This is a genomic window from Thiocapsa sp. (assembly GCF_018399035.1).
In the GTDB taxonomy this organism is placed as follows: Bacteria; Pseudomonadota; Gammaproteobacteria; order Chromatiales; family Chromatiaceae; genus Thiocapsa.
The window spans coordinates 351,491-369,558 of record NZ_CP073760.1 but is presented as its reverse complement, the minus strand read 5'-3'; the positions used below and the strand labels follow the sequence as shown (position 1 = coordinate 369,558).

Genomic DNA, 18,068 nt, shown 5'->3' with positions numbered 1-18,068 from the left:
AAAGGAGCGAGGCGTCCCGAGCCGCGACCTAGTCCCCCAGCAACAATCGCTTGGCCTCGTTGATCTTCGCGGCCAGATAATCCGACCCGCCGCGATCGGGATGCAGACGCTGCATGAGCCGCCGATGGGCCGTGCGGATGGCATCGACATCGGCGCCCGGCTCCAACCCGAGGATTGCCCAGGCGTCGGTCTTGGTCAGGCGCTCGCCGTGCGCCGGCGCGCGACCGGTACGGCCGCTTCCCTCGTCGCTTGCACGCCAGTCGGGCTCGCGCTCGCGATCGAGATAAGCCTCGAGCACCGCGGCCGACTGGGCATCGGCGTCGCGGTAAAACTCAAGGATGCGGATCAGCTCGTCGAGCGTGAGCTCCGAGAGACGGCGATCCTTGAAGGGACCGTCGCGGACGTGGCCGTCCATCGTGCCGGTCGCATGATCAAGGGTCATCTCGAGGAATTTCGTCCGAATGCTCGAGGCCTGAGCGCCGCTGCCGGCGCCGGCGCCGGCGCCGCCGGGTCCTGCCAAGCCACCCAGACCGAGACTACGCAGCATCTGCTGGATGGCCGGGAAAAGCCGCACGACGGCGGCCGCGCGCAGGACCAGCGGGATTGCCGCGCCGACGGCTGCGAAGATAGGGCTCAGCCGTCCGGTCGCCGCGGCCAGGACCAAGACGCCGATGACACCCCAGAACGCGGCCTTGCGCAGGACCTGACTGACCCGGTGCGCCGGGGTCGCGCGAAACCAGTAGAGAAACCACAGAACTGCGCCCAGGATTCCGAGCAGGATCAGCAAACGCGCCATGCAAACCTCAGGTCCCTTTCTTGGTCATTTGGTGGGTCAATTGAAGGACGGCCCCGCCATGGGTCTCGCCGTAGTGCGTCAGCGCCGCCCGGCCGCCCGCGGCATAGACGGCCACCGCGGCAAGCAGATCGTGCAGCATCCGGGGGCTGCTCGAGTCGAACGGACACCAGGCACCGCCGCTCAGGCGAGCGATCTCGCGGAAACTGCGTTCGGTCGCCGGGTCGCGACCTTCCTGAAAGACGAACGCCGGCACGCCCGACAGCCCGAGCCGTCCGGCCAGGTCGGCGAGACGATCGCGACTCTCCTCCATGCAGTCGCCGACGAACACCAGGGCATCGACACGCCCTGTCTTGGCCTCGTCCAGGGCATGCTCCAGAATACGGCCGATCTGGGTCAGACCGGCCTCGCAGAAGACCCCGTTCATGCGTTTGAGCAGGGCCTCCGAATCCTGGAGCCAGGGCGAGGCCGAGAAATCCCGGAAGCCGCGATAGTAGCAAAGCTGAACCTCGAGTCCGCCCAAGTCGCGCGTCTCGATGAACATTCCGGATTGGATTTGCGCCGCCCGATCCCAGGTCGGCTCGCGGCTCGCCGTGGCGTCCATCGCGAAGATGAGCCGCCCGCGTGCGCCGGGCGGGCCGACACGCGGTGTCGCGGCGACCTGGCGCAGGAAGGCGCTCACATCGGTCGCGCTGGCGGGTGATTCGAGATCGGTTCGTTTCGAGGTCATCTCAGAGCGTTTCCGTCGTCATGGCCGCGGCAACATCGGCTCGAGCGCCGCGGATCCGGAGCGTTCGACCGGCGCGAGGGGCAAGCATTCCCGCGGCGGGGCCTGCCGCCTGCCGCCTGATTTTCATCAATGACATCGCTGCTCGGCGGTGGATATCGGTGAGAAATGCCGGCATCGTCGGTCTCGATCAAGCGCTCGGGATCAGATCGGGGCCTCGACGGGCGCGGCTTGCGCCGTATCGAGCTGCTCCGGTGGGTCATCGGCCCGCGGTGCCGTTTCGAAAAAGGCCCTCACGTCGTCGATCGAGCGCGTCCGAGCCATCGCCGGCAGGCTCTCCAGGAAGCGATGCCCGTAGGAGCGGCCCAGCAGACGCGGGTCGCAGACCACCAGCACACCGCGATCCTCGCCGTCGCGGATCAGGCGTCCGGCACCCTGCTTGAGTGCGATGACGGCCTGCGGGAGTTGGTGGTCGTTGAAGGGATTGCCGCCGCGCCGACGCACGGCATCGATCCGCGCGGCCAGGACCGGATCGCCCGGGGAAGCGAAGGGCAAACGGTCGATGAGCACGCAGGAGAGCGCCTCGCCGCGGACGTCGACGCCTTCCCAAAAGCTGGAGGTGCCCAAGAGGACGGCGTTGCCGAGTGCACGGAAACGCTCGATCAGATCGGCCCGCGGCGCCGTGCCCTGGACCAAGATCGGATAGGGGATGCGGCCTTCCAGGCCCTCGGCCGTCTCGCGCAAGGCGCGATAGCTCGTAAAGAGAAGAAAGGCCCGCCCGCGACTGTAGCCGAGCACCTCGCAGGCCAGCTCGAGGATGTGACTGTTGTACGCGGGATCGGACGGCTGCGGCAGACCACGCGGGACGAACCAGAGCGCCTGGCTCGCATAGTCGAATGGGCTGTCCCAACGCTCGGTTTGCGCCTCCTCGATCCCGAGCTGGTGTGCGAAATGATCGAAGCGCTCGCCGACGGCCAGCGTCGCCGAAGTAAACACCCAGGCGGTTTGGGGCCGTCCCATTTGGGCACGGAAGGGCTCGGCCACCTCGAGCGGTGTCTCGTGCAGCCGAAACCCGCGACCCTGGGTCTCGAACCAGCGCACGGCCTCGGGCGGCTCCACGGAGGTCAAGCGCTGCAGGGCGTCGCCGAGATCCTCGGACCGTCCCAAGCAGGCGTCCAGACCCTTGCCGCGACCCTCGACCCCCTTCAGACCCTCGGTGACGGATGCCAGACGCCGCACCAGCGTTTCCAGCGCCTTCGACACCTCGGGCGCGCCGGCGAGCTCGCTCCAAGGCCCACGGCGGTCGATCTCGCCCAGGCCCAGACGTAGATCCTGAACCACTCGACGCAGCGCCGAGAGCCGTTTGGGCAGCTCGGGCATGTCGCCGGCCTCGCGCCGATACTCGAGCTCGCTGTCGCGAACCAGATCAAGCAATTGCCGAGCGCTGACACGAACACCGAAGAAGCTGCTCGCCGTCTCGGGTAGCTGATGCGCCTCGTCGAGCACGAAGCAGTCCGCACCCGGCAGGATCTCGCCGAAACCTTCGTCCTTGAGCGCCAGGTCGGCACAGAAGAGATGGTGATTCACGACGACCAGATCCGCGGCCTGGGCCTCGCGCCGCGCGGCGACCAGATGGCAGCCCTGCCAGTCCGGGCAGTCCTGTCCGAGACAGTTGTCGCTGGTCGAGGTCACGCTCGGCCAGACCCGGGCATCCTCCGGGATCCCCAGCTCGGCGATGTCGCCGCGCGTCGTCGATTTCGCCCACGCCTGGACCTGCTTGAGTCCGGTGCGCGACTCGGGGTCCAGGTGCGTGATGTCGTCGATCGCGAGCTTCAAGCGATGACGACAGAGGTAGTTGGCGCGTCCCTTCAGCAAGGCGGCCCGCACCGGGACGCCGAGCGCCGCACGCACGAGCGGCAGATCGCGATGGAAGAGTTGGTCCTGGAGGTTGCGGGTTCCGGTCGAGATCAGGACCTTGCGCCCGGAGAGGATGGCCGGCACCAGGTAGGCGAAGGTCTTGCCGGTGCCGGTGCCCGCCTCGCAAATGAGTGTGCCCCCCTCCTCCATGAGCGCGGCGATCCGCTCGGCCATCGCCTGTTGTTGCGCCCGGTGGGCGAAACCCGGCAGGCGCTCGGAGAGCCGACCGTCGGGGCCGAAGATGTCGCCGAGATCGGCCATGACGGAGGCGTAGCGCCCTGAACGAGCCGCTGTCGGCGCGCTCAGTTTCCGCTCGCCCGCTTCTCCGCTTCGGTCGCGCCGGCGATATCCCCCGAGCGACGTTTGGATTCGGCGATAACCCGCCAGTTGTCCTGCTTGACGTCCGGTGTGTCGCCCGCGAGATCGTTCGAGCGGGAGGCGAGATTGCCGGCTTGCGCGGCTTGGCCTTGCTCCAGACGGACCCGGGCGAGACGGTTCCAGAGGTAGGCCTCGCGCGGGGCGATCCGCAAGGACCGCTCGAGCGAGGCCGCGGCACCCGCGTAGTCACCCGACTGGCGCTGCTGCTCGGCTTGACGGGCCAAGGCGTCGGCTGCCGGCGGCAGACCGGGCGCGGCCAACGGCGGTGCCGGCGGGACCGCAGCGACCTGCACGGGTGGAGCCGGCGGCGGCGCGGCCGGCGGGGGCGCCGGGGGCGCCTCGGCGCGAGCGGGCGCGGGCGGGGTCGGCGGCGCCTTGGCCTCGGGCTTGGGTGGGGTCTGCGCGACCTTCGGCGCCGGTGCGGCGGGGGTCGGGGGCTTCGCGGCAGCAGGAGCGGGCGGCGTTGCCTTCGCCTGAGCGGGCGCCTGAGTGGGCGGCGCTGCCGGCTTGGCGGCAGGCGTCGGCGTAACCGGCGTCTGCGCAACGCTCGGTGCAGCGGCGGCCGGCTCCGGCACGGGATCGGGCTCGGCCGCCGGGTCCCGATAGGCAAAGACCCTGGTCTGCTGCTTCTTCGGCGCTGCCGGTTGCTCCGGCACGGGCGTCTCGGCCAGTTCGGTCTTTGCGACGACAGGCTCGCGGGGCGTGACCTGAAGCACCGGCGCCGGACCATCCTCGCGCTGCCCTGTCGCACAGGCCGTCAACACCAACCCGGCCATCAAGATCATTGGCACTCTAGTCATCAGTTGTAGAAATCACTCATAAAAAGATTCTTGCTGGACGACGCCTTCGGCGCCGCATTGGGTTCGGGCGCAGGTTCCGGCTCGGCCGCGGACGGCGCACCGGACTGAGCCAGATTCTGCGTGTCGCCGCTCGTCGGCGCGGGCTTCTTCGCCGCCCCGCCGCCGCGTGCGGCCGGCGCCGTGCCGGCGATGTAGGGCGCTTCGCCCTTGCCGGCCACAACCACACCCTGCGGCGGGATATCCGACAGCGGCTCGTTGGGAATCGCCAGCATGAAATCGCCCCAAACACGCAGTGCGCCCGCGCCTCCGGCCAACCCCATCGGCTGATAATCATCGCGACCGACCCAGACGACGGCAACCTTGTCGCCGCTGAATCCGGCATACCAACTGTCGCGCATCTCGTCCGTGGTGCCGGTCTTGCCGGCCATCGTCATCCCCTTCGGCAGCTTCTCGCCGAGCCAGCGGGCGGTGCCGTGCGTGACCACACGCTGCATCGCCCAAGTCGTCAGATAGGCGGCACGCGGATCCACGACCGCCTCGACAGCCAGCGGATAACGGTTGAGCGGGCGCCCGTCGGGATCCATGACTTCGCGAATGGCGCGCAGCGGCGACCGGTAACCACCTGCGGCAATCGTCTGATAGACCTGCGCAACCTCCAAGGGCGACAAGGAGACCGCACCGAGCAACATCGCCGGCACCTTGCTGATACGCCGCTGCGCACCCAGGCGATAAAGCGTCTCCGTCACCTCGGTCAGACCGAGACTCAGCCCGAGATTCACCGTCGCCAGATTGAGCGAGCTGCTGAGGGCGCGATGCAAGGTCACGGACCCGTTGACCCGGCGGTCATAGTTCTTGGGTGCCCAGATCTTGTCGCCGACCCGCATACTGATCGGCGTGTCCTGCAGATTGGTGGTCAATGAATAGCGCTCGGGTTTGGACAAGGCGGCCAGATAGATGGCCGGCTTGACCAGCGAGCCGATGGAGCGCACCGAGTCGAGCGCGCGATTGAACCCGGCATAGCCGGCCTCGCGACCGCCGGCGAGCGCCAGCACCTCGCCCTGAGCAACCGAGGTCACCACCGCCGCGGCTTCAAGCGTGCCGGCCTTCATCCTGCGCGATTTCTCCAACTCGGAAAGCCGCGACGGCAGGGCCTTCTCGACCTCGGACTGCACCAGCGGGTCGAGCGTCGTGAAGATGTTCAAGCCATCGGATCGGAGATCCTCCTCGCGGTAATCGCGCTGGAGCTGGCGCCGAACCAGGGAGATAAAGTCGGGATAGTTCCCGACCGGCCGACCGCCGCCCTCGGCAATCCCGAGCGGGGCGCCCTTGGCCGCCTCGGCATCGGCCTGACTGATGACGCCGTCGCGCGCCATCAGATCCAGCACCAGGTTGCGCCGCTTGAGCGCGGCCTCGGAACGACGCCGCGGATCCAAGCTCGACGGCGCTTGGACCATGCCGGCCAGAAGCGCCGTCTCCGGGATGCCGAGCTCTTCAAGCGGCTTGTTGAAGAAGAAGCTGCTCGCCAGACCGAAACCGTGGATCGCGCGGCTGCCGTCTTGGCCCAGATAGATCTCGTTGGCGTAGGCCTCGAGGATCTCGTCCTTGCTGTAGCGGCGCTCGAGCAGCAAGGCCATCAGGGCCTCGTTGATCTTGCGCTCGAAGGTCCGATCCGCGGTGAGATAGAAGTTCTTGACCAGCTGCTGGGTCAGGGTGCTCGCGCCCTCGACCACGCCCCCGGCCCGCAGATTGCTGAAGGAGGCGCGCACGATTCCGCGCGGATCCACGCCGATATGCCGATAGAAGCTGCGATCTTCCACCGCGATCAACGTGCGAATCAGCAGATCGGGGATGTCCTTGCGGCGCAGCAGGACGCGGTCCTCGTTGTGGGTCGGATAGATGCTGGCGATCAACATCGGATCCAGACGCACGAGTGCCGGGGCCGGACCGCCGGTAGCGTCATCCATCTCGGCGACGCGTCCCTCGGCAAGGCCGACCTTCAGGGCGTACGCGGGCTCTTCGCCATCCCAAAACCGAAAGGAGCGTGTCCGGATCAGGAAGCGCTCGCCGTCGCGACTATAGCTGCCGGGCACATCCGGGGCAGCGATCCGCCGATAGTTCAGACGGTCCAGCTCGGCCTGAAGCTGGTCCCCGAGCAGCGGCCGATCCGCGTACAGCTCCAGCGGACGTGCGAAGACCCGGGCCGGCAGCGCCCAGCGCTGACCCTCGAATTTGCCGCGCACGACGCGGTCGAGATGGATGCCGTAGAGGGTGCCGGCAAGACCGATGCCGACCAGAATCAGCAGGACCCAGCGGAACAGAAATCCGCCGATCCCGAGGCGTCGACGCACGGGGGCGCGACCTGGACGTCGTGCCACGTCAGCACCCCCGCTCGAAGCCGGGAATCAAGCTGGGACCCAAGCCGGCATCGCGCAGGTCCGCCGCGCGACGCGGCGCCGTGCTCATCGGCAAGGGATGGATGGAGAGAACGCCGAAATACATCGGATGGGCGATCCTTTCTTGGAAGTTTCAGGTGCTTATGGTCCCACTTGCTGCATGAGGATACAACCTGAGGGGATCGGCTGGGCGGGCTCGGCACGCTGCGCGGGCGGGTCTCGAAGCCGTTCCGCAACGGGCGCAGTCGGCATCGGCCGCTGCGGATCGCCGTCGATCAGGTCTTGATCCCGATCCCGCGACGCAGTAAGTGCAGGCTGAAGGCCCCGAGCACCAGGATAAAGACCGCGGTGATCCCGAACGCAATGCCGACGGGGATGTCGCTGACACCCTGCAGCCCGTAGCGGAAGGCGTTGACCATGTAGAGGACCGGATTGGCGAGCGACACGCCCTGCCAAAAGCCCGGCAGCAGCTCGATCGAGTAGAACACCCCGCCCAGGTAGGTCAGTGGCGTCAGTACGAAGGTCGGCACGATCGAGATGTCGTCGAAGCTGTTGGCATAGATGGCGTTGATGAAGCCGCCGAGCGCGAACAGCACCGCGGTCATGGTGATCACCAGGAGGGTCACGGCAAGACTGTGGATCCGGATCTCGGTGAAGACCATGGCAACCAGCATGACCGCCACCCCGACCACGAGACCTCGCGCGACGCCGCCGGCGACGTAGCCCGCCAGGATCACCCAGTTCGGTGCAGGGGAGACCAGCAGCTCCTCGATGTAGCGCGAGAACTTGCTGCTGTAGAAGGAGGACACGACGTTGGAATAGGCGTTGGTGATGACGCCCATCAGGACCAGTCCCGGCACGATGAAGTCGAGATAATCCAAGCCGCCCATGGTGCCGATCCGATCGCCGATCAGACGCCCGAAGATCACGAAATAGAGCGTGGTCGTGATGACCGACGGCAGGATCGTCTGGACCCAGATCCGGGTGAACCGCAGGATCTCCTTGACGAAGATCGTCTGAAAGCTGATCCAGTGACGATACCCGCCGACACCCGTCCTGCTCACGCAATCACCTCACGCGGGGCATCGGGCGTGGCCGCCGGATCCGAGCTCGACCACCCGGCGCCGACACGCCGATCGACCATCTCCAAAAAGAGCCGCTCGAGGCGATTTTGCTTATTGCGCAGGCTGATCACCTCGATCCCGTTGCGCGACAGGGCCTCGAATAAACCGTTGATGGTATGCTCGCGGCTCATTTCGACCTCCAGCGTACAGTCGTCGAGGTGCTGGAGCACGAAACCGCCGAGCTGGGGCAGCTCGGAGAGTCGGCCCTTCAGATTCAAGACGAAGGTCTCGGTATGGAGCCGATTCAGCAAGGCAAGGATGCTGGTGCGCTCGGCAATCTCGCCATGGTTGATGATGGCGATGTTGCGGCAGAGACTCTCCGCCTCTTCGAGATAATGGGTCGTGAGGATGATGGTCGTCCCGCCGGCGTTGAGCTCGCGCAGGAAGGTCCACATCGAGCGACGGATCTCGATATCCACGCCCGCGGTCGGCTCGTCGAGGATCAGCAGCCGCGGCTCGTGCACCAATGCCCGTGCGATCATCAAGCGCCGCTTCAGACCGCCGGAGAGCTTGCGCATCTCGGTGTCGCGCCGGTCCCACAGATCGAGCTGCTTGAGATAACGCTCCGCGCGCACCTTCGCCTCGCGTCGTGGGATACCGTAGTAGCCGGCCTGATTGACCACCACCTCCTCGACCGGCAGGAAGAGATTGAAGTTGAACTCCTGCGGCACGAGACCGATGAAGGACTTCACCAGCTCGGGCGTACGATCCTGATCCTTGCCGAAGACCCTCACGCTGCCGCCGGTCTTGTTCACCAGCGAGGCGAGGATGCCGATAAAGGTCGACTTGCCTGCCCCGTTCGGTCCCAGCAGCGCGAAGAAATCCCCCTCCTCGACGGTCAGGTCGATCCCCTTCAGGGCCTGGAAACCGCCTTTGTAGGTCTTGGTCAGCTGCTGTACGTCGAGTGCGGGCATCGTGGTGTCGGCTAGGGTCTGCAATGTCGAGACGTGAGGGGGGGCAGATTGTAACCAGGTTCTTGGATTTCAACCTGAACGGCGAGGACCCGGACCCGAGTGGATTCCCCCGAGATCGCCTTGATCCTGTTCGGCCTCGCGCTGCTCGCGGGCTTTGTCGATGCCATCGCCGGCGGCGGCGGACTCATCACCATCCCGGCCCTGCTCTGGGCCGGTCTGAGCCCGGTCGAAAGCCTGGCGACCAACAAGGCGCAGGCGGTCTTCGGCAGCGGCAGCGCGACGCTCCACTTCATGCGCAAGGGCATGATCGAGCCGCGCGGCGCGGCCTTCACGGTCGCCTGCACCTTCGTCGGCGCCGCACTCGGTGCGATCCTGGTCCAGCAGATCGACAGCGCCGCGCTGCAGCGTCTGATCCCGATACTGTTGGTCGGATTCGCGCTCTACTTTCTCTTCTCGCCGCGGGTCTCGGATCTGGACTCGCACCAGCGGCTGTCGACGCCGGCCTTCGCCGTCACGGTCGGAGTCGGTGTCGGCTTCTACGACGGCTTCTTCGGCCCGGGCACCGGGACCTTCTTCGCGATGGGTTATGTCGCGCTGCTCGGCTACAACATGCGCCGCGCCACCGCATACACCAAGCTGCTCAACTTCACGAGCAATCTGGCAGCGCTGATCTTCTTCACGATCGGCGGACACGTCGTCTGGATCGTCGCCGCCGCGATGGCCCTCGGCCAGCTCATCGGTGCTTGGTTGGGGTCGCATCTGGTGCTCAAGCACGGGGCCGTGCTGGTGCGACCTATCCTGGTCGTGTCCTCGGTCCTGATCTCGATCAAATTCTTCCTGGATCAGTTCAACGGGGCCTGATCCGGTGCGCGTGCGGCGGCCTGTCGAGCGAGTGCGGCGCCCGAGAGCCAGAACAAGGCCGGGGCGTCCTCGCGCGCAAGCTCGCCGTCGCGCATGATCAGCAAGCCGTCGGGCACCGTCCAGGTCGCGACACCGTCGCCGGTCTCGTCGTTCTCCTGCGAGGTCGACAGATCATCGGCCCGACCGACACGGCCCTCCATCCAATCGCGCATCAAGGGATGGTAGATGCGGCGATACGCCACCTTCACCGCACGCAGCCCGTCGCCGACCAGAAACAGGGTCACCGAGGATGCCGGCATCCCGTTGAAGGCACCGATCTCTGCGGCGCAAAGACGGTTGCCGAAGGGATTCGCCCCGTCGGCACATTGAAACGCGAGCTTGGGGAAGGTCTCGCGGATCTGCCCCTCGGTCAAAGCGCCGGTGAAGGAATCCAAGGCCGCGTTCAGCTCGGGCTTGCCGAGCAGGAACATGAGGGCGAGATCGGTGCGCCGCTGACCGTCCTCGGTGAAGGCCAGCCAGTAAAAAGGGCCGAAGACGAGCGCCAGCATGAGGAGCGTCTTGTAGAGCCGGGGAAGCTTGAGATCGTGTCGCATGGCGGCATTCTAACGGGAAGCGCGGAGCGAGACCCAACAACCTTCGTTCGGCTGCCGGATCGCGATTCCACGCTCGGCGCACGCATCGGCAGCGACCGGCCGGCGCCTCACCGTCGCCATGCGGCGACCGACAAGGTGACATGCTTAGCGTCCTCGCCGCGAAATTTGTACTTTTCAAGCAGCAGATCGCCGATCTCGGCACCGGCGGCCAAGAGCGCGGCTGCCTCGGCGACCGCCGGGACACCGAGATGGCGAAGCACCTGCGCCGACGGATTGGGCACCTCGATGCACGCGAGCGCCGTCGCCGGATAGATCACCAGCGGCCAACGGCGAGCTGCCGCCAAGGCCAGGATCGCCGGCTCGTCGCCTTTGCGGTCGATGGTCGCCAGCCAGCGCACATCCACGGGGCCGACGCGCGCCAAGGCTTCCGCCAACGCAGCCTCCAGTGTTCCGAGCGCCGCGCCGCGGTCACAACCAATTCCAATCGCGACTTCCATCAACACCCCCGATCGATCGCACCGCGCGGCGCAACTCCGCAGCATTACCATACGCCTTTCGTATGCTTCATTCTCAACGGAGAACACGATGCTTTTCAAACAACTGTTCGAACCGGTTTCCAGTACCTACACCTATCTACTCGGCTGCGAAAAGACGGGCGAGGCGATCTTGATCGACCCGGTGCTGCCCACCTGGCAGCGTGATCTGGCCGAGATCTCGAAGCTCGGGCTGAAGCTGCTCTTCACGCTCGATACGCATGTCCACGCCGATCACATCACCTCCGCACTCACGCTCAAGCGCGAAGCGGGCAGCCGGATCGCGCACCCCGCGATCGACGGGCTCGACTGCATCGATGTACCGGTCGAGGAAGGGACACCGCTGGTGGTCGGCACTCTGCATATCGCCCCGCTCTTTACCCCCGGTCATACCGACGGCCATCACGCCTACCGGATCGGGGAGCGTGTTCTCACCGGCGATGCACTCCTGATCGACGCCTGCGGTCGGACCGATTTCCAAAGCGGCGACCCGGCTGCCTTGTATCACAGCGTCGCCGGCAAGCTCTTCTCGCTGCCCGAGGAGACGCTGGTCTACCCCGGTCACGACTACGAGGGACGCTGGGTCTCGAGCATCGCGCAGGAGAAGACACGTAACCCGCGACTCGGCGGCAATCGCTCGCTCGAGTCCTTCGTCGAGCTGATGAACGGGCTTGATCTCGCCTATCCGAAGTTTATCGACTTTGCGGTTCCCGGTAACCGCGAATGCGGCGTCTGCCCTCCCGGCGTGCCGGACAACCTCAGTCAGTATTGCGACCGGATCGGGGAGAGCCGGCAAGGCTGAGGGGGCCTCGGCGCATCCCATACGCACGGCGGCGCGGTATCCGCGCTGCCGGGTGGTGCAGTTTGCGACACACCCGCACACATCGCCTCGTCGTCTCGCGGGACCGGGTCGAGCAACAGCCGGAGCGCCCTTTGGCAGGCCCAGTGGGCAGGTTGGAGCGCAATCACCGTACCCGCGGCTCTGGTAGACTCAGGCACAGAACAATCGCTTTTCGGCATCGGATATGACCATGGAATCCCTGAAAGAGACCATCAAGCGGGAGCTGCCGACCTGGCTGCGGGAGGATCCAGCGTTCCGGACCTATGTGATTGAGCTGACACGGGACACCTACGCCGACCGCACGGAGACCGGAGATCGATTCTACGAGCTGCTTGGCGAGCTGCGTCGCGACCGCGAGAAGCAGGAGCGCAAATGGGAAGCGAACCAGGCCGAGCTCAAGCTCATTCGCGAGGAGCAAGCGCGGAAGTGGGAGGCGAACCAGGCCGAGCTCAAGCGCATGCGCGAGGAAGAGGCGCAGAGGTGGAAGGAGCAAGCGCAGAAGTGGGAGGCGAATCAAGCCGAGCTCAAGCGCATGCGCGAGGAAGAGGCGCAGAGGTGGAAGGAGCAAGCGCAGAAGTGGGAGGCGAATCAAGCCGAGCGGCGTCGCCTTTGGGACGAGAACCGAGCCGAGCAAAATCGTCTTTGGGAGGAAAGCCGAGCCGAGCAGAGTCGTCTTTGGGAGGAAAGCCGAGCGGACAGCAATCGCCGCTGGGATGCGAACCAGGAAGAGCTCAAGCGTCTGCACAACGAGATCATGGCCCAGGCGCAGAAGTTCGATCGCGGCATCGGTGCGCTCGGCTCGCGTTGGGGGCTTCAATCGGAGAAGGCGTTCCGCGATGCCCTAGCCGCCATCCTGGAGCAGAGTTTCGACGTGCAGGTGGTGAACGTCACCGACTACGACGACTCGGGCGAGGTTTTCGGCCGTCCGGATCAGATCGAGCTGGATGTCATCATCAAGAACGGCCTGCTGCTGATCTGCGAGTTGAAGTCCTCGATCGACAAGGCCGGGATGTACATCTTCGAGCGCAAGGCGCGTTTCTACGAGCGACGCCATGAGCGCAAGGCCAATCGCCTGATCGTCATCTCGCCGATGATCGACGGCCGCGCCCGCAAAGTGGGCGAGCGGCTCGGGATCGAGATGTATGGCGATTCGACCGAGGTCGAGGCCGTCTGAACCGCGTCTCCGTTCATCCGAGATCTTTTTGCGACGGTGTGCGTCGCCGGATACCAATCGCGTGGTGCCGGACGCGGTTCAGGAATTGAAATGCCTTGACTCTTGAAGATGCGTCGATCCGGACTCGTTGGAGCCCGGGCACCATCGAGCTCGCAACCGACACGGCGTCGTTCCGCACGACCCTCTCGGCACGCCCCCTCAGACTTACACCTCAGCGTCTTGCAGGCAATGGATAAACCAGACCGAAGTGCGCACACCCCGGTGATGCAGCAGTACCTCCGTCTCAAGGCGGAGTATCCGGAGATGTTGCTCTTCTATCGGATGGGCGATTTCTACGAGCTGTTCTTCGAGGACGCCGAGCGCGCCGCACGGCTGCTGAACATCACCCTAACCAAGCGGGGCCAGTCGGCGGGCAAACCGATCCCGATGGCGGGCGTGCCCTATCATGCCGCCGAGGCTTATCTGGCGCGTCTGGTGCGCAAGGGTGTCTCGGTCGCGATCTGCGAGCAGATCGGCGACCCGGCCAAGAGCAAGGGGCCCGTCGAGCGCAAGGTCGTGCGCCTGGTCACGCCGGGCACCCTGACCGACGAGGCCCTGCTCGACGATCGGCGCGAGAACCTGCTCACGGCGATCGCCGAGGGGCGCGAAGGCTATGGCCTGGCAGTCCTGGAGCTCTCCAGCGGTCGGTTCTCCGTGCTGGAGGTGGCGACGCGCGAGGCGCTCGCGAGCGAGCTGGAGCGTCTGAAGCCGGCCGAGGTCTTGGTCGGCGAGGACAGCCGGCTCCCGGATGCACTGCGCATCGACCGGGGCGTGACCCGCCGCCCGAGCTGGCACTTCGACCGCGACACCGGCGAGCGTCTGCTCTGCGATCAGTTCGGCACCCGCGACCTGAATGGCTTCGGCTGCGCCGGGCTGGATCTCGCCGTCGGCGCGGCAGGTTGTCTTCTGCAGTATGTCCGCGACACCCAGTTCGCCGCCCTGCCCCATCTGCGCGGGCTCACGACCGAGCAGCGCGACGAGGCACTGATCCTGGATGCCGCGACCCGGCGCAATCTGGAGATCACCGAGAGTCTCGGCGGTCGACCCGAGCACACGCTGGCCGGCGTGCTCGATCGCACCGCGACCGCGATGGGCAGCCGTCTGCTGCGGCGCTGGCTCGGTCGCCCGTTGCGCACTCGCTCGGAGGTGCAGTCGCGTCATGCCGCAATCGGGACCCTGATCGACACCGGCATGCACGCCGACCTGCAGACGGTCCTCGCCGGGATCGGCGACCTGGAGCGCATCCTCTCGCGCATCGCGTTGCGCTCGGCACGCCCGCGGGATCTGGCCACGCTGCGCGATGCGCTGGCCCAGTTGCCGGATCTGCGCGCACCGCTCCAGGGATGCGACGACCCGCTGCTCCTGACCCTCGCCGAGGCGGTCGGCACACATCCCGACGTCCTCGATCTGCTCCGACGCGCCATCATCGCCCAACCGCCGATGCTGATCCGCGACGGCGGCGTGATTGCATCCGGGCTCGACGCGGAGCTCGATCGTCTGCGCGAGCTCTCGAGCAATGCCGATCGCTTCCTGCTCGACCTGGAGACCCGCGAGCGCGAGCGCACCGGCATCCCCGGACTCAAGGTCGGTTACAACCGGGTCCACGGCTATTACATCGAGCTCGGTCGCAGTCAGGCCGATCAGGTCCCGGAGGACTACATCCGCCGCCAGACGCTCAAGGGCGCCGAGCGCTATGTCACGCCTGAGCTCAAACGCTTCGAGGACGAGGTGTTGAGCAGCCGCGAGCGCGCGCTGGCCCGCGAGAAGGCGCTCTACGAGGATCTGCTCGGCACCCTCGCCGAGTCGCTCGCGCCCCTGCAGGCGAGCGCCGAGGCCGTCGCGACGCTGGACGTGCTGGCCAATCTGGCCGAGCGTGCCCGGGTGCTGGACTGGTCCCGGCCGAATCTCACCGACGAGGCCATCATCGAGATCGACGACGGACGTCACCCCGTGGTCGAGACGGTGCTGGACGACCCCTTCATCGCCAACGGCCTGCGGCTTGATCGCCGCCGTCGGATGCTGGTCATCACCGGCCCCAACATGGGCGGCAAATCCACCTACATGCGCCAGAACGCCTTGATCGTGCTGCTCGCCTACAGCGGCAGCTACGTCCCGGCGCGCGCGGCGACCATCGGCCCCATCGACCGCATCTTCTCGCGCATCGGCGCCTCGGACGACCTCGCGGGCGGGCGCTCGACCTTCATGGTGGAGATGGAGGAAACGGCCAACATTCTGAACAACGCGACCGCTCAGAGTCTGGTGTTGATGGACGAGGTCGGGCGCGGCACCAGCACCTTCGACGGGCTCTCGCTCGCCTGGTCCTGCGCGGTGGAGCTGGCCACACGGATCGGCGCTTACGGGCTTTTTGCGACCCACTATTTCGAGCTGACGACCTTGCCGGAGGAGTATCCCGGCATCGCCAACGTCCATCTCGACGCCGTCGAGCATGGTGCCCGCATCGTCTTCATGCACGCCCTGCGCGAGGGCCCGGCCAACCAGAGCTATGGCTTGGCGGTTGCCGCACTTGCGGGCGTCCCGGCCCTCGTGATTTCGCGGGCACGCGAGCGGTTACGTGAGCTGGAAGCGGGTGCGCGGCGACACGCGGAACGTGATGCCGTGCAGCTCTCGCTCTTCCCGCCGGATCCCGAGCCCGCCCCGCCGCATCCCCTTCTGGAGGCCATGGAGGCCATCGAGCCGGACGGCTTGACGCCCCGAGCGGCTTTGGAGTTGGTGTATCGCATGAAGGATCTGGCGGCAGATCGAGTGTCTAATCCTTGACGGGCTGCCCGTGGTGACGTCGGGCACACCGCGGTTTGCCCTACAAGGTGGCGGTGGCCATGCCGGGGTTCGCACCCGCTCACCCCAGCCTACAACACCGATGTCCCACGCGGGCGACCGGGGCGTCCATGCCACGGCAAAGCTCGTAGGCTGGGGTAAGCCTGCAAACCCCAGCTTGCGGCAGCGCTGACGTTGCACATTCTCCGGTGCATGGGAATCGGAAAAGACGAGACGAGCAGCGCTCGCAACCAATGCGGCGATGACCTATTCTTGATGCTGAGACGCCGAGATCTGCGCTTGTAAGGATCGACGCGCCGACGCCGAAGGAACGCTCCTTGCGGGGTACCCATGACCAGTCCGACCGATCGGCATGCCGATTACGATGGCGATTTCTATGCCTGGACCCTGCAAACGGCCCAGCGGCTGCGTTCGGGATGCGTCGATCAGGTGGATCTAGCGCAGGTCGCCGAGGAGATCGAAGACATGGGCAAGAGCGACCGGCGCGCGCTTGAAAGTCACCTGAAAATCCTGATGCTGCACCTCCTCAAGTGGCGGCATCAACCGAGCCATCGAGGAATCAACTGGCGCTTGTCCATCGCGAATGCTCGCGATGAGATCTCCGCGATCCTTCGCGACAGCCCAAGCCTTCGGCCGCGACTCGCTGAGCTCGCCGCCAGCCGTTATGACGGTGCCCGCAAACAAGCGATGCTCGAGACGGGCCTGGCGCCATCGATCTTCCCCGAAACCTGCCCGTTCAGCGTCGAGCAGCTCCTGCAAGAGAACGCGCTGCCGGATTGAGTGCGTCGGCTGGCGGAGAACAAGAGTCGGCTACGGATCTTGCGCGGGAATCAGCCGGCAAAAAGATGGACTCGGGGACGTCTGGTCATGGGGGAAGCTTAGAAACGAACCTCTTCTCGGCCTATGCGACTTGACGTTCATCAGAATAGGCGAGCATGCTTTCGATGCTGAGATGATAATCCAAGTCCGGCCATTCGATTCCCGTACCACGGCAAATGAAAGAATAATTCCCAACCTGGCGGAGTGTCGCCGATTGTAATTCGGGGTACCAATGGATCGGAGTGGAAATGACTCTGCCATCTTTCAACTCAACGTGGAGATGGCGATCATCGAAGTGTACGGCCTTACCTTTTGCGCTGCCATTCATCCCAGCGTTCCTCAAATTCGAGATTGTGAAGTTTAACGACGGCTAATGCCTTCTTCAGGTCTTTCGGCTTCATGTGATCGACTTTGACCGCAAAGGTATGCAGCTCAATCTTTGCGTAGTCGTCGCCCTTGGCGACGTGAACGTGTTTTGGCTCATGCTCGTTAGCATAGGAGAAGAATTGAAATCCGTCTTGCCGCAGGAGTGTTGGCATCGAAAAGGCCGCAAGGGTTTTGCGTGCGAAAAAACCGGAAAAATACCAGGGATAGCCCCTGAGGCATCCAACGGCATATCATCAAGAGATGCAACGGCACAGCGTCAAGATGGACTCGGGGGGTGTCTGGGCAAGCGGAAAGCTTAGCAGAAAACGAACCTGCGCCCTTTTCCTGGATCCTTGCCGTAGGCTGGGGTGAGCTTGCGAACCCCGGCATGGCCAGCGCCACCGCAAGCCGGGGTTCGCAAGCTCACCCCAGCCTACACTAGCGAACATCACTCACCGACAACCCCCGGCCTCTCGGGCTCCGCTCCCCAATCGACGGGGTACACACCGGCCTGCACGAGCCGGGTAAAGGATGAATACGGCCACTCCGGCACCCGTTGAACATAACCATGTTTCACCGGATTGTAATGGATGTAGTCCATATGCCTCCGATAGTCATTCTCGTCACGAACGAGATGCTCCCAATAACGCCGCTGCCACACCCCGCGCTCACCTTTACGCCGCCGGCTTGTCGAAACGGATTCCCCGACCGGCACGGCGCGCGAGAAGCGTTGCTTGACCAGCGACCAACGCGTGGCGAAGTCGGCATCCCCGTCCGGTAAGGTCCAGATGCAATGCAGATGATCCGGCAGGATACAGATCCCTTCGATCGTGAACGGCCAATCGCGTTTGGTGAGACGCAACGCCTCGCGCAACGCATCGACATGGCGAACCAACAGATCATTGCCCCGGCGCTCGGCCAGGACCAGTGTGAAGAAATAGGTACCGCCGGCACTCCATACCCGCCGATACGTCCGCATGACGCGTTCTCCGCTAGTTCT

General features: G+C 65.4%; 18 protein-coding genes. 5 read left to right on the top strand and 13 right to left on the bottom strand.

Features of this window, described 5'->3' with window-relative positions:
• Positions 1-28 precede the first annotated feature (28 nt).
• The 8 genes from KFB96_RS01720 to KFB96_RS01690 form a co-directional block, all read right to left on the bottom strand.
• A complete protein-coding gene (locus tag KFB96_RS01720; RefSeq protein ID WP_213458675.1) occupies positions 29-796 on the bottom strand; it encodes a DnaJ domain-containing protein in 768 nt (255 codons plus the stop codon).
• Between the two features lie 7 nt (positions 797-803).
• Complete coding sequence (locus tag KFB96_RS01715; RefSeq protein WP_213458674.1) at positions 804-1,523, bottom strand: VWA domain-containing protein; 720 nt, start codon at positions 1,521-1,523, stop codon at positions 804-806.
• Between the two features lie 201 nt (positions 1,524-1,724).
• On the bottom strand, positions 1,725-3,698 hold the full coding sequence (locus KFB96_RS01710) for an ATP-dependent DNA helicase (RefSeq protein WP_213458673.1): 1,974 nt from the start codon (positions 3,696-3,698) through the stop codon (positions 1,725-1,727).
• Positions 3,699-3,739: 41 nt separating this feature from the next.
• Positions 3,740-4,615 (bottom strand): tetratricopeptide repeat protein, encoded by an 876-nt coding sequence (locus KFB96_RS01705; RefSeq protein WP_213501667.1) that lies wholly within the window; start codon positions 4,613-4,615, stop codon positions 3,740-3,742.
• Positions 4,615-6,963 (bottom strand): penicillin-binding protein 1B, encoded by a 2,349-nt coding sequence (mrcB, locus tag KFB96_RS01700; protein WP_300971231.1) that lies wholly within the window; start codon positions 6,961-6,963, stop codon positions 4,615-4,617. The genes KFB96_RS01705 and mrcB overlap by 1 nt, the downstream gene beginning before the upstream one ends.
• A 28-nt stretch (positions 6,964-6,991) precedes the next feature.
• On the bottom strand, positions 6,992-7,114 hold the full coding sequence (locus KFB96_RS26250; protein WP_300971230.1) for a hypothetical protein: 123 nt from the start codon (positions 7,112-7,114) through the stop codon (positions 6,992-6,994).
• A 169-nt stretch (positions 7,115-7,283) separates the two neighbouring features.
• Positions 7,284-8,072, bottom strand: a complete 789-nt coding sequence (locus KFB96_RS01695; RefSeq protein WP_213458671.1) for an ABC transporter permease — start codon at positions 8,070-8,072, stop codon at positions 7,284-7,286.
• Positions 8,069-9,046 (bottom strand): ABC transporter ATP-binding protein, encoded by a 978-nt coding sequence (locus KFB96_RS01690; protein ID WP_213458670.1) that lies wholly within the window; start codon positions 9,044-9,046, stop codon positions 8,069-8,071. The genes KFB96_RS01695 and KFB96_RS01690 overlap by 4 nt, the downstream gene beginning before the upstream one ends.
• 99 nt (positions 9,047-9,145) lie before the next feature.
• Between KFB96_RS01690 and KFB96_RS01685 the strand changes: the two genes are divergently transcribed.
• Positions 9,146-9,907 carry a TSUP family transporter gene (locus tag KFB96_RS01685; protein ID WP_213458669.1) on the top strand — a complete coding sequence of 254 codons (762 nt, stop codon included), beginning with the start codon at positions 9,146-9,148 and terminating at the stop codon, positions 9,905-9,907.
• Here KFB96_RS01685 and KFB96_RS01680 read toward each other — a convergent pair.
• Positions 9,889-10,500 (bottom strand): hypothetical protein, encoded by a 612-nt coding sequence (locus KFB96_RS01680; RefSeq protein ID WP_213458668.1) that lies wholly within the window; start codon positions 10,498-10,500, stop codon positions 9,889-9,891. The two genes, KFB96_RS01685 and KFB96_RS01680, sit on opposite strands and share 19 nt — an antisense overlap.
• A gap of 107 nt (positions 10,501-10,607) precedes the next feature.
• The gene (locus KFB96_RS01675; protein ID WP_300971229.1) at positions 10,608-10,997 is read right to left on the bottom strand and encodes a cobalamin biosynthesis protein; all 390 of its coding nucleotides are present in this window, start codon (positions 10,995-10,997) and stop codon (positions 10,608-10,610) included.
• 88 nt (positions 10,998-11,085) lie between these two features.
• Here KFB96_RS01675 and KFB96_RS01670 point away from each other — a divergent pair, with 88 nt between their 5' ends.
• The 4 genes from KFB96_RS01670 (at position 11,086) to KFB96_RS01655 (ending at position 16,663) form a co-directional block, all read left to right on the top strand.
• Positions 11,086-11,835 (top strand): MBL fold metallo-hydrolase, encoded by a 750-nt coding sequence (locus KFB96_RS01670; RefSeq protein WP_213458666.1) that lies wholly within the window; start codon positions 11,086-11,088, stop codon positions 11,833-11,835.
• Between the two features lie 223 nt (positions 11,836-12,058).
• Positions 12,059-13,048: a DUF3782 domain-containing protein gene (locus tag KFB96_RS01665; RefSeq protein WP_213458665.1), complete on the top strand. Its 990-nt coding sequence runs from the start codon at positions 12,059-12,061 to the stop codon at positions 13,046-13,048.
• 228 nt (positions 13,049-13,276) lie between these two features.
• On the top strand, positions 13,277-15,865 hold the full coding sequence (gene mutS / locus KFB96_RS01660; RefSeq protein ID WP_213458664.1) for a DNA mismatch repair protein MutS: 2,589 nt from the start codon (positions 13,277-13,279) through the stop codon (positions 15,863-15,865).
• Between the two features lie 348 nt (positions 15,866-16,213).
• Positions 16,214-16,663, top strand: coding sequence for a DUF29 domain-containing protein (locus KFB96_RS01655; protein WP_213458663.1), 450 nt, complete (start codon positions 16,214-16,216; stop codon positions 16,661-16,663).
• 121 nt (positions 16,664-16,784) lie between these two features.
• Here KFB96_RS01655 and KFB96_RS01650 read toward each other — a convergent pair whose 3' ends face one another.
• The 3 genes from KFB96_RS01650 to KFB96_RS01640 form a co-directional block, all read right to left on the bottom strand.
• Positions 16,785-17,030: a DUF2442 domain-containing protein gene (locus tag KFB96_RS01650; protein ID WP_213458662.1), complete on the bottom strand. Its 246-nt coding sequence runs from the start codon at positions 17,028-17,030 to the stop codon at positions 16,785-16,787.
• Positions 17,008-17,241: a DUF4160 domain-containing protein gene (locus KFB96_RS01645; RefSeq protein WP_213458661.1), complete on the bottom strand. Its 234-nt coding sequence runs from the start codon at positions 17,239-17,241 to the stop codon at positions 17,008-17,010. Before KFB96_RS01645 ends, KFB96_RS01650 begins: the two co-directional genes overlap by 23 nt.
• A gap of 275 nt (positions 17,242-17,516) precedes the next feature.
• The gene (locus KFB96_RS01640) at positions 17,517-18,047 is read right to left on the bottom strand and encodes a transposase (protein WP_213458660.1); all 531 of its coding nucleotides are present in this window, start codon (positions 18,045-18,047) and stop codon (positions 17,517-17,519) included.
• Positions 18,048-18,068: the final 21 nt, after the last annotated feature.

Bases quoted from the DNA above. Each gene is read 5' to 3' on its own strand.
- KFB96_RS01670 (WP_213458666.1), top strand. From the start codon at position 11,086: ATGCTTTTCAAACAACTGTTCGAACCGGTTTCCAGTACCTACACCTAT.
- KFB96_RS01720 (WP_213458675.1), bottom strand. From the start codon at position 796: ATGGCGCGTTTGCTGATCCTGCTCGGAATCCTGGGCGCAGTTCTGTGG.
- KFB96_RS01710 (WP_213458673.1), bottom strand. From the start codon at position 3,698: ATGGCCGATCTCGGCGACATCTTCGGCCCCGACGGTCGGCTCTCCGAG.
- KFB96_RS01690 (WP_213458670.1), bottom strand. From the start codon at position 9,046: ATGCCCGCACTCGACGTACAGCAGCTGACCAAGACCTACAAAGGCGGT.
- KFB96_RS01715 (WP_213458674.1), bottom strand. From the start codon at position 1,523: ATGACCTCGAAACGAACCGATCTCGAATCACCCGCCAGCGCGACCGAT.
- KFB96_RS01665 (WP_213458665.1), top strand. From the start codon at position 12,059: ATGACCATGGAATCCCTGAAAGAGACCATCAAGCGGGAGCTGCCGACC.
- KFB96_RS01645 (WP_213458661.1), bottom strand. From the start codon at position 17,241: ATGCCAACACTCCTGCGGCAAGACGGATTTCAATTCTTCTCCTATGCT.
- KFB96_RS01640 (WP_213458660.1), bottom strand. From the start codon at position 18,047: ATGCGGACGTATCGGCGGGTATGGAGTGCCGGCGGTACCTATTTCTTC.
- KFB96_RS01705 (WP_213501667.1), bottom strand. From the start codon at position 4,615: ATGACTAGAGTGCCAATGATCTTGATGGCCGGGTTGGTGTTGACGGCC.
- KFB96_RS26250 (WP_300971230.1), bottom strand. From the start codon at position 7,114: ATGTATTTCGGCGTTCTCTCCATCCATCCCTTGCCGATGAGCACGGCG.
- KFB96_RS01650 (WP_213458662.1), bottom strand. From the start codon at position 17,030: ATGAATGGCAGCGCAAAAGGTAAGGCCGTACACTTCGATGATCGCCAT.
- mutS (WP_213458664.1), top strand. From the start codon at position 13,277: ATGGATAAACCAGACCGAAGTGCGCACACCCCGGTGATGCAGCAGTAC.
- KFB96_RS01655 (WP_213458663.1), top strand. From the start codon at position 16,214: ATGACCAGTCCGACCGATCGGCATGCCGATTACGATGGCGATTTCTAT.
- KFB96_RS01675 (WP_300971229.1), bottom strand. From the start codon at position 10,997: ATGGAAGTCGCGATTGGAATTGGTTGTGACCGCGGCGCGGCGCTCGGA.
- KFB96_RS01680 (WP_213458668.1), bottom strand. From the start codon at position 10,500: ATGCGACACGATCTCAAGCTTCCCCGGCTCTACAAGACGCTCCTCATG.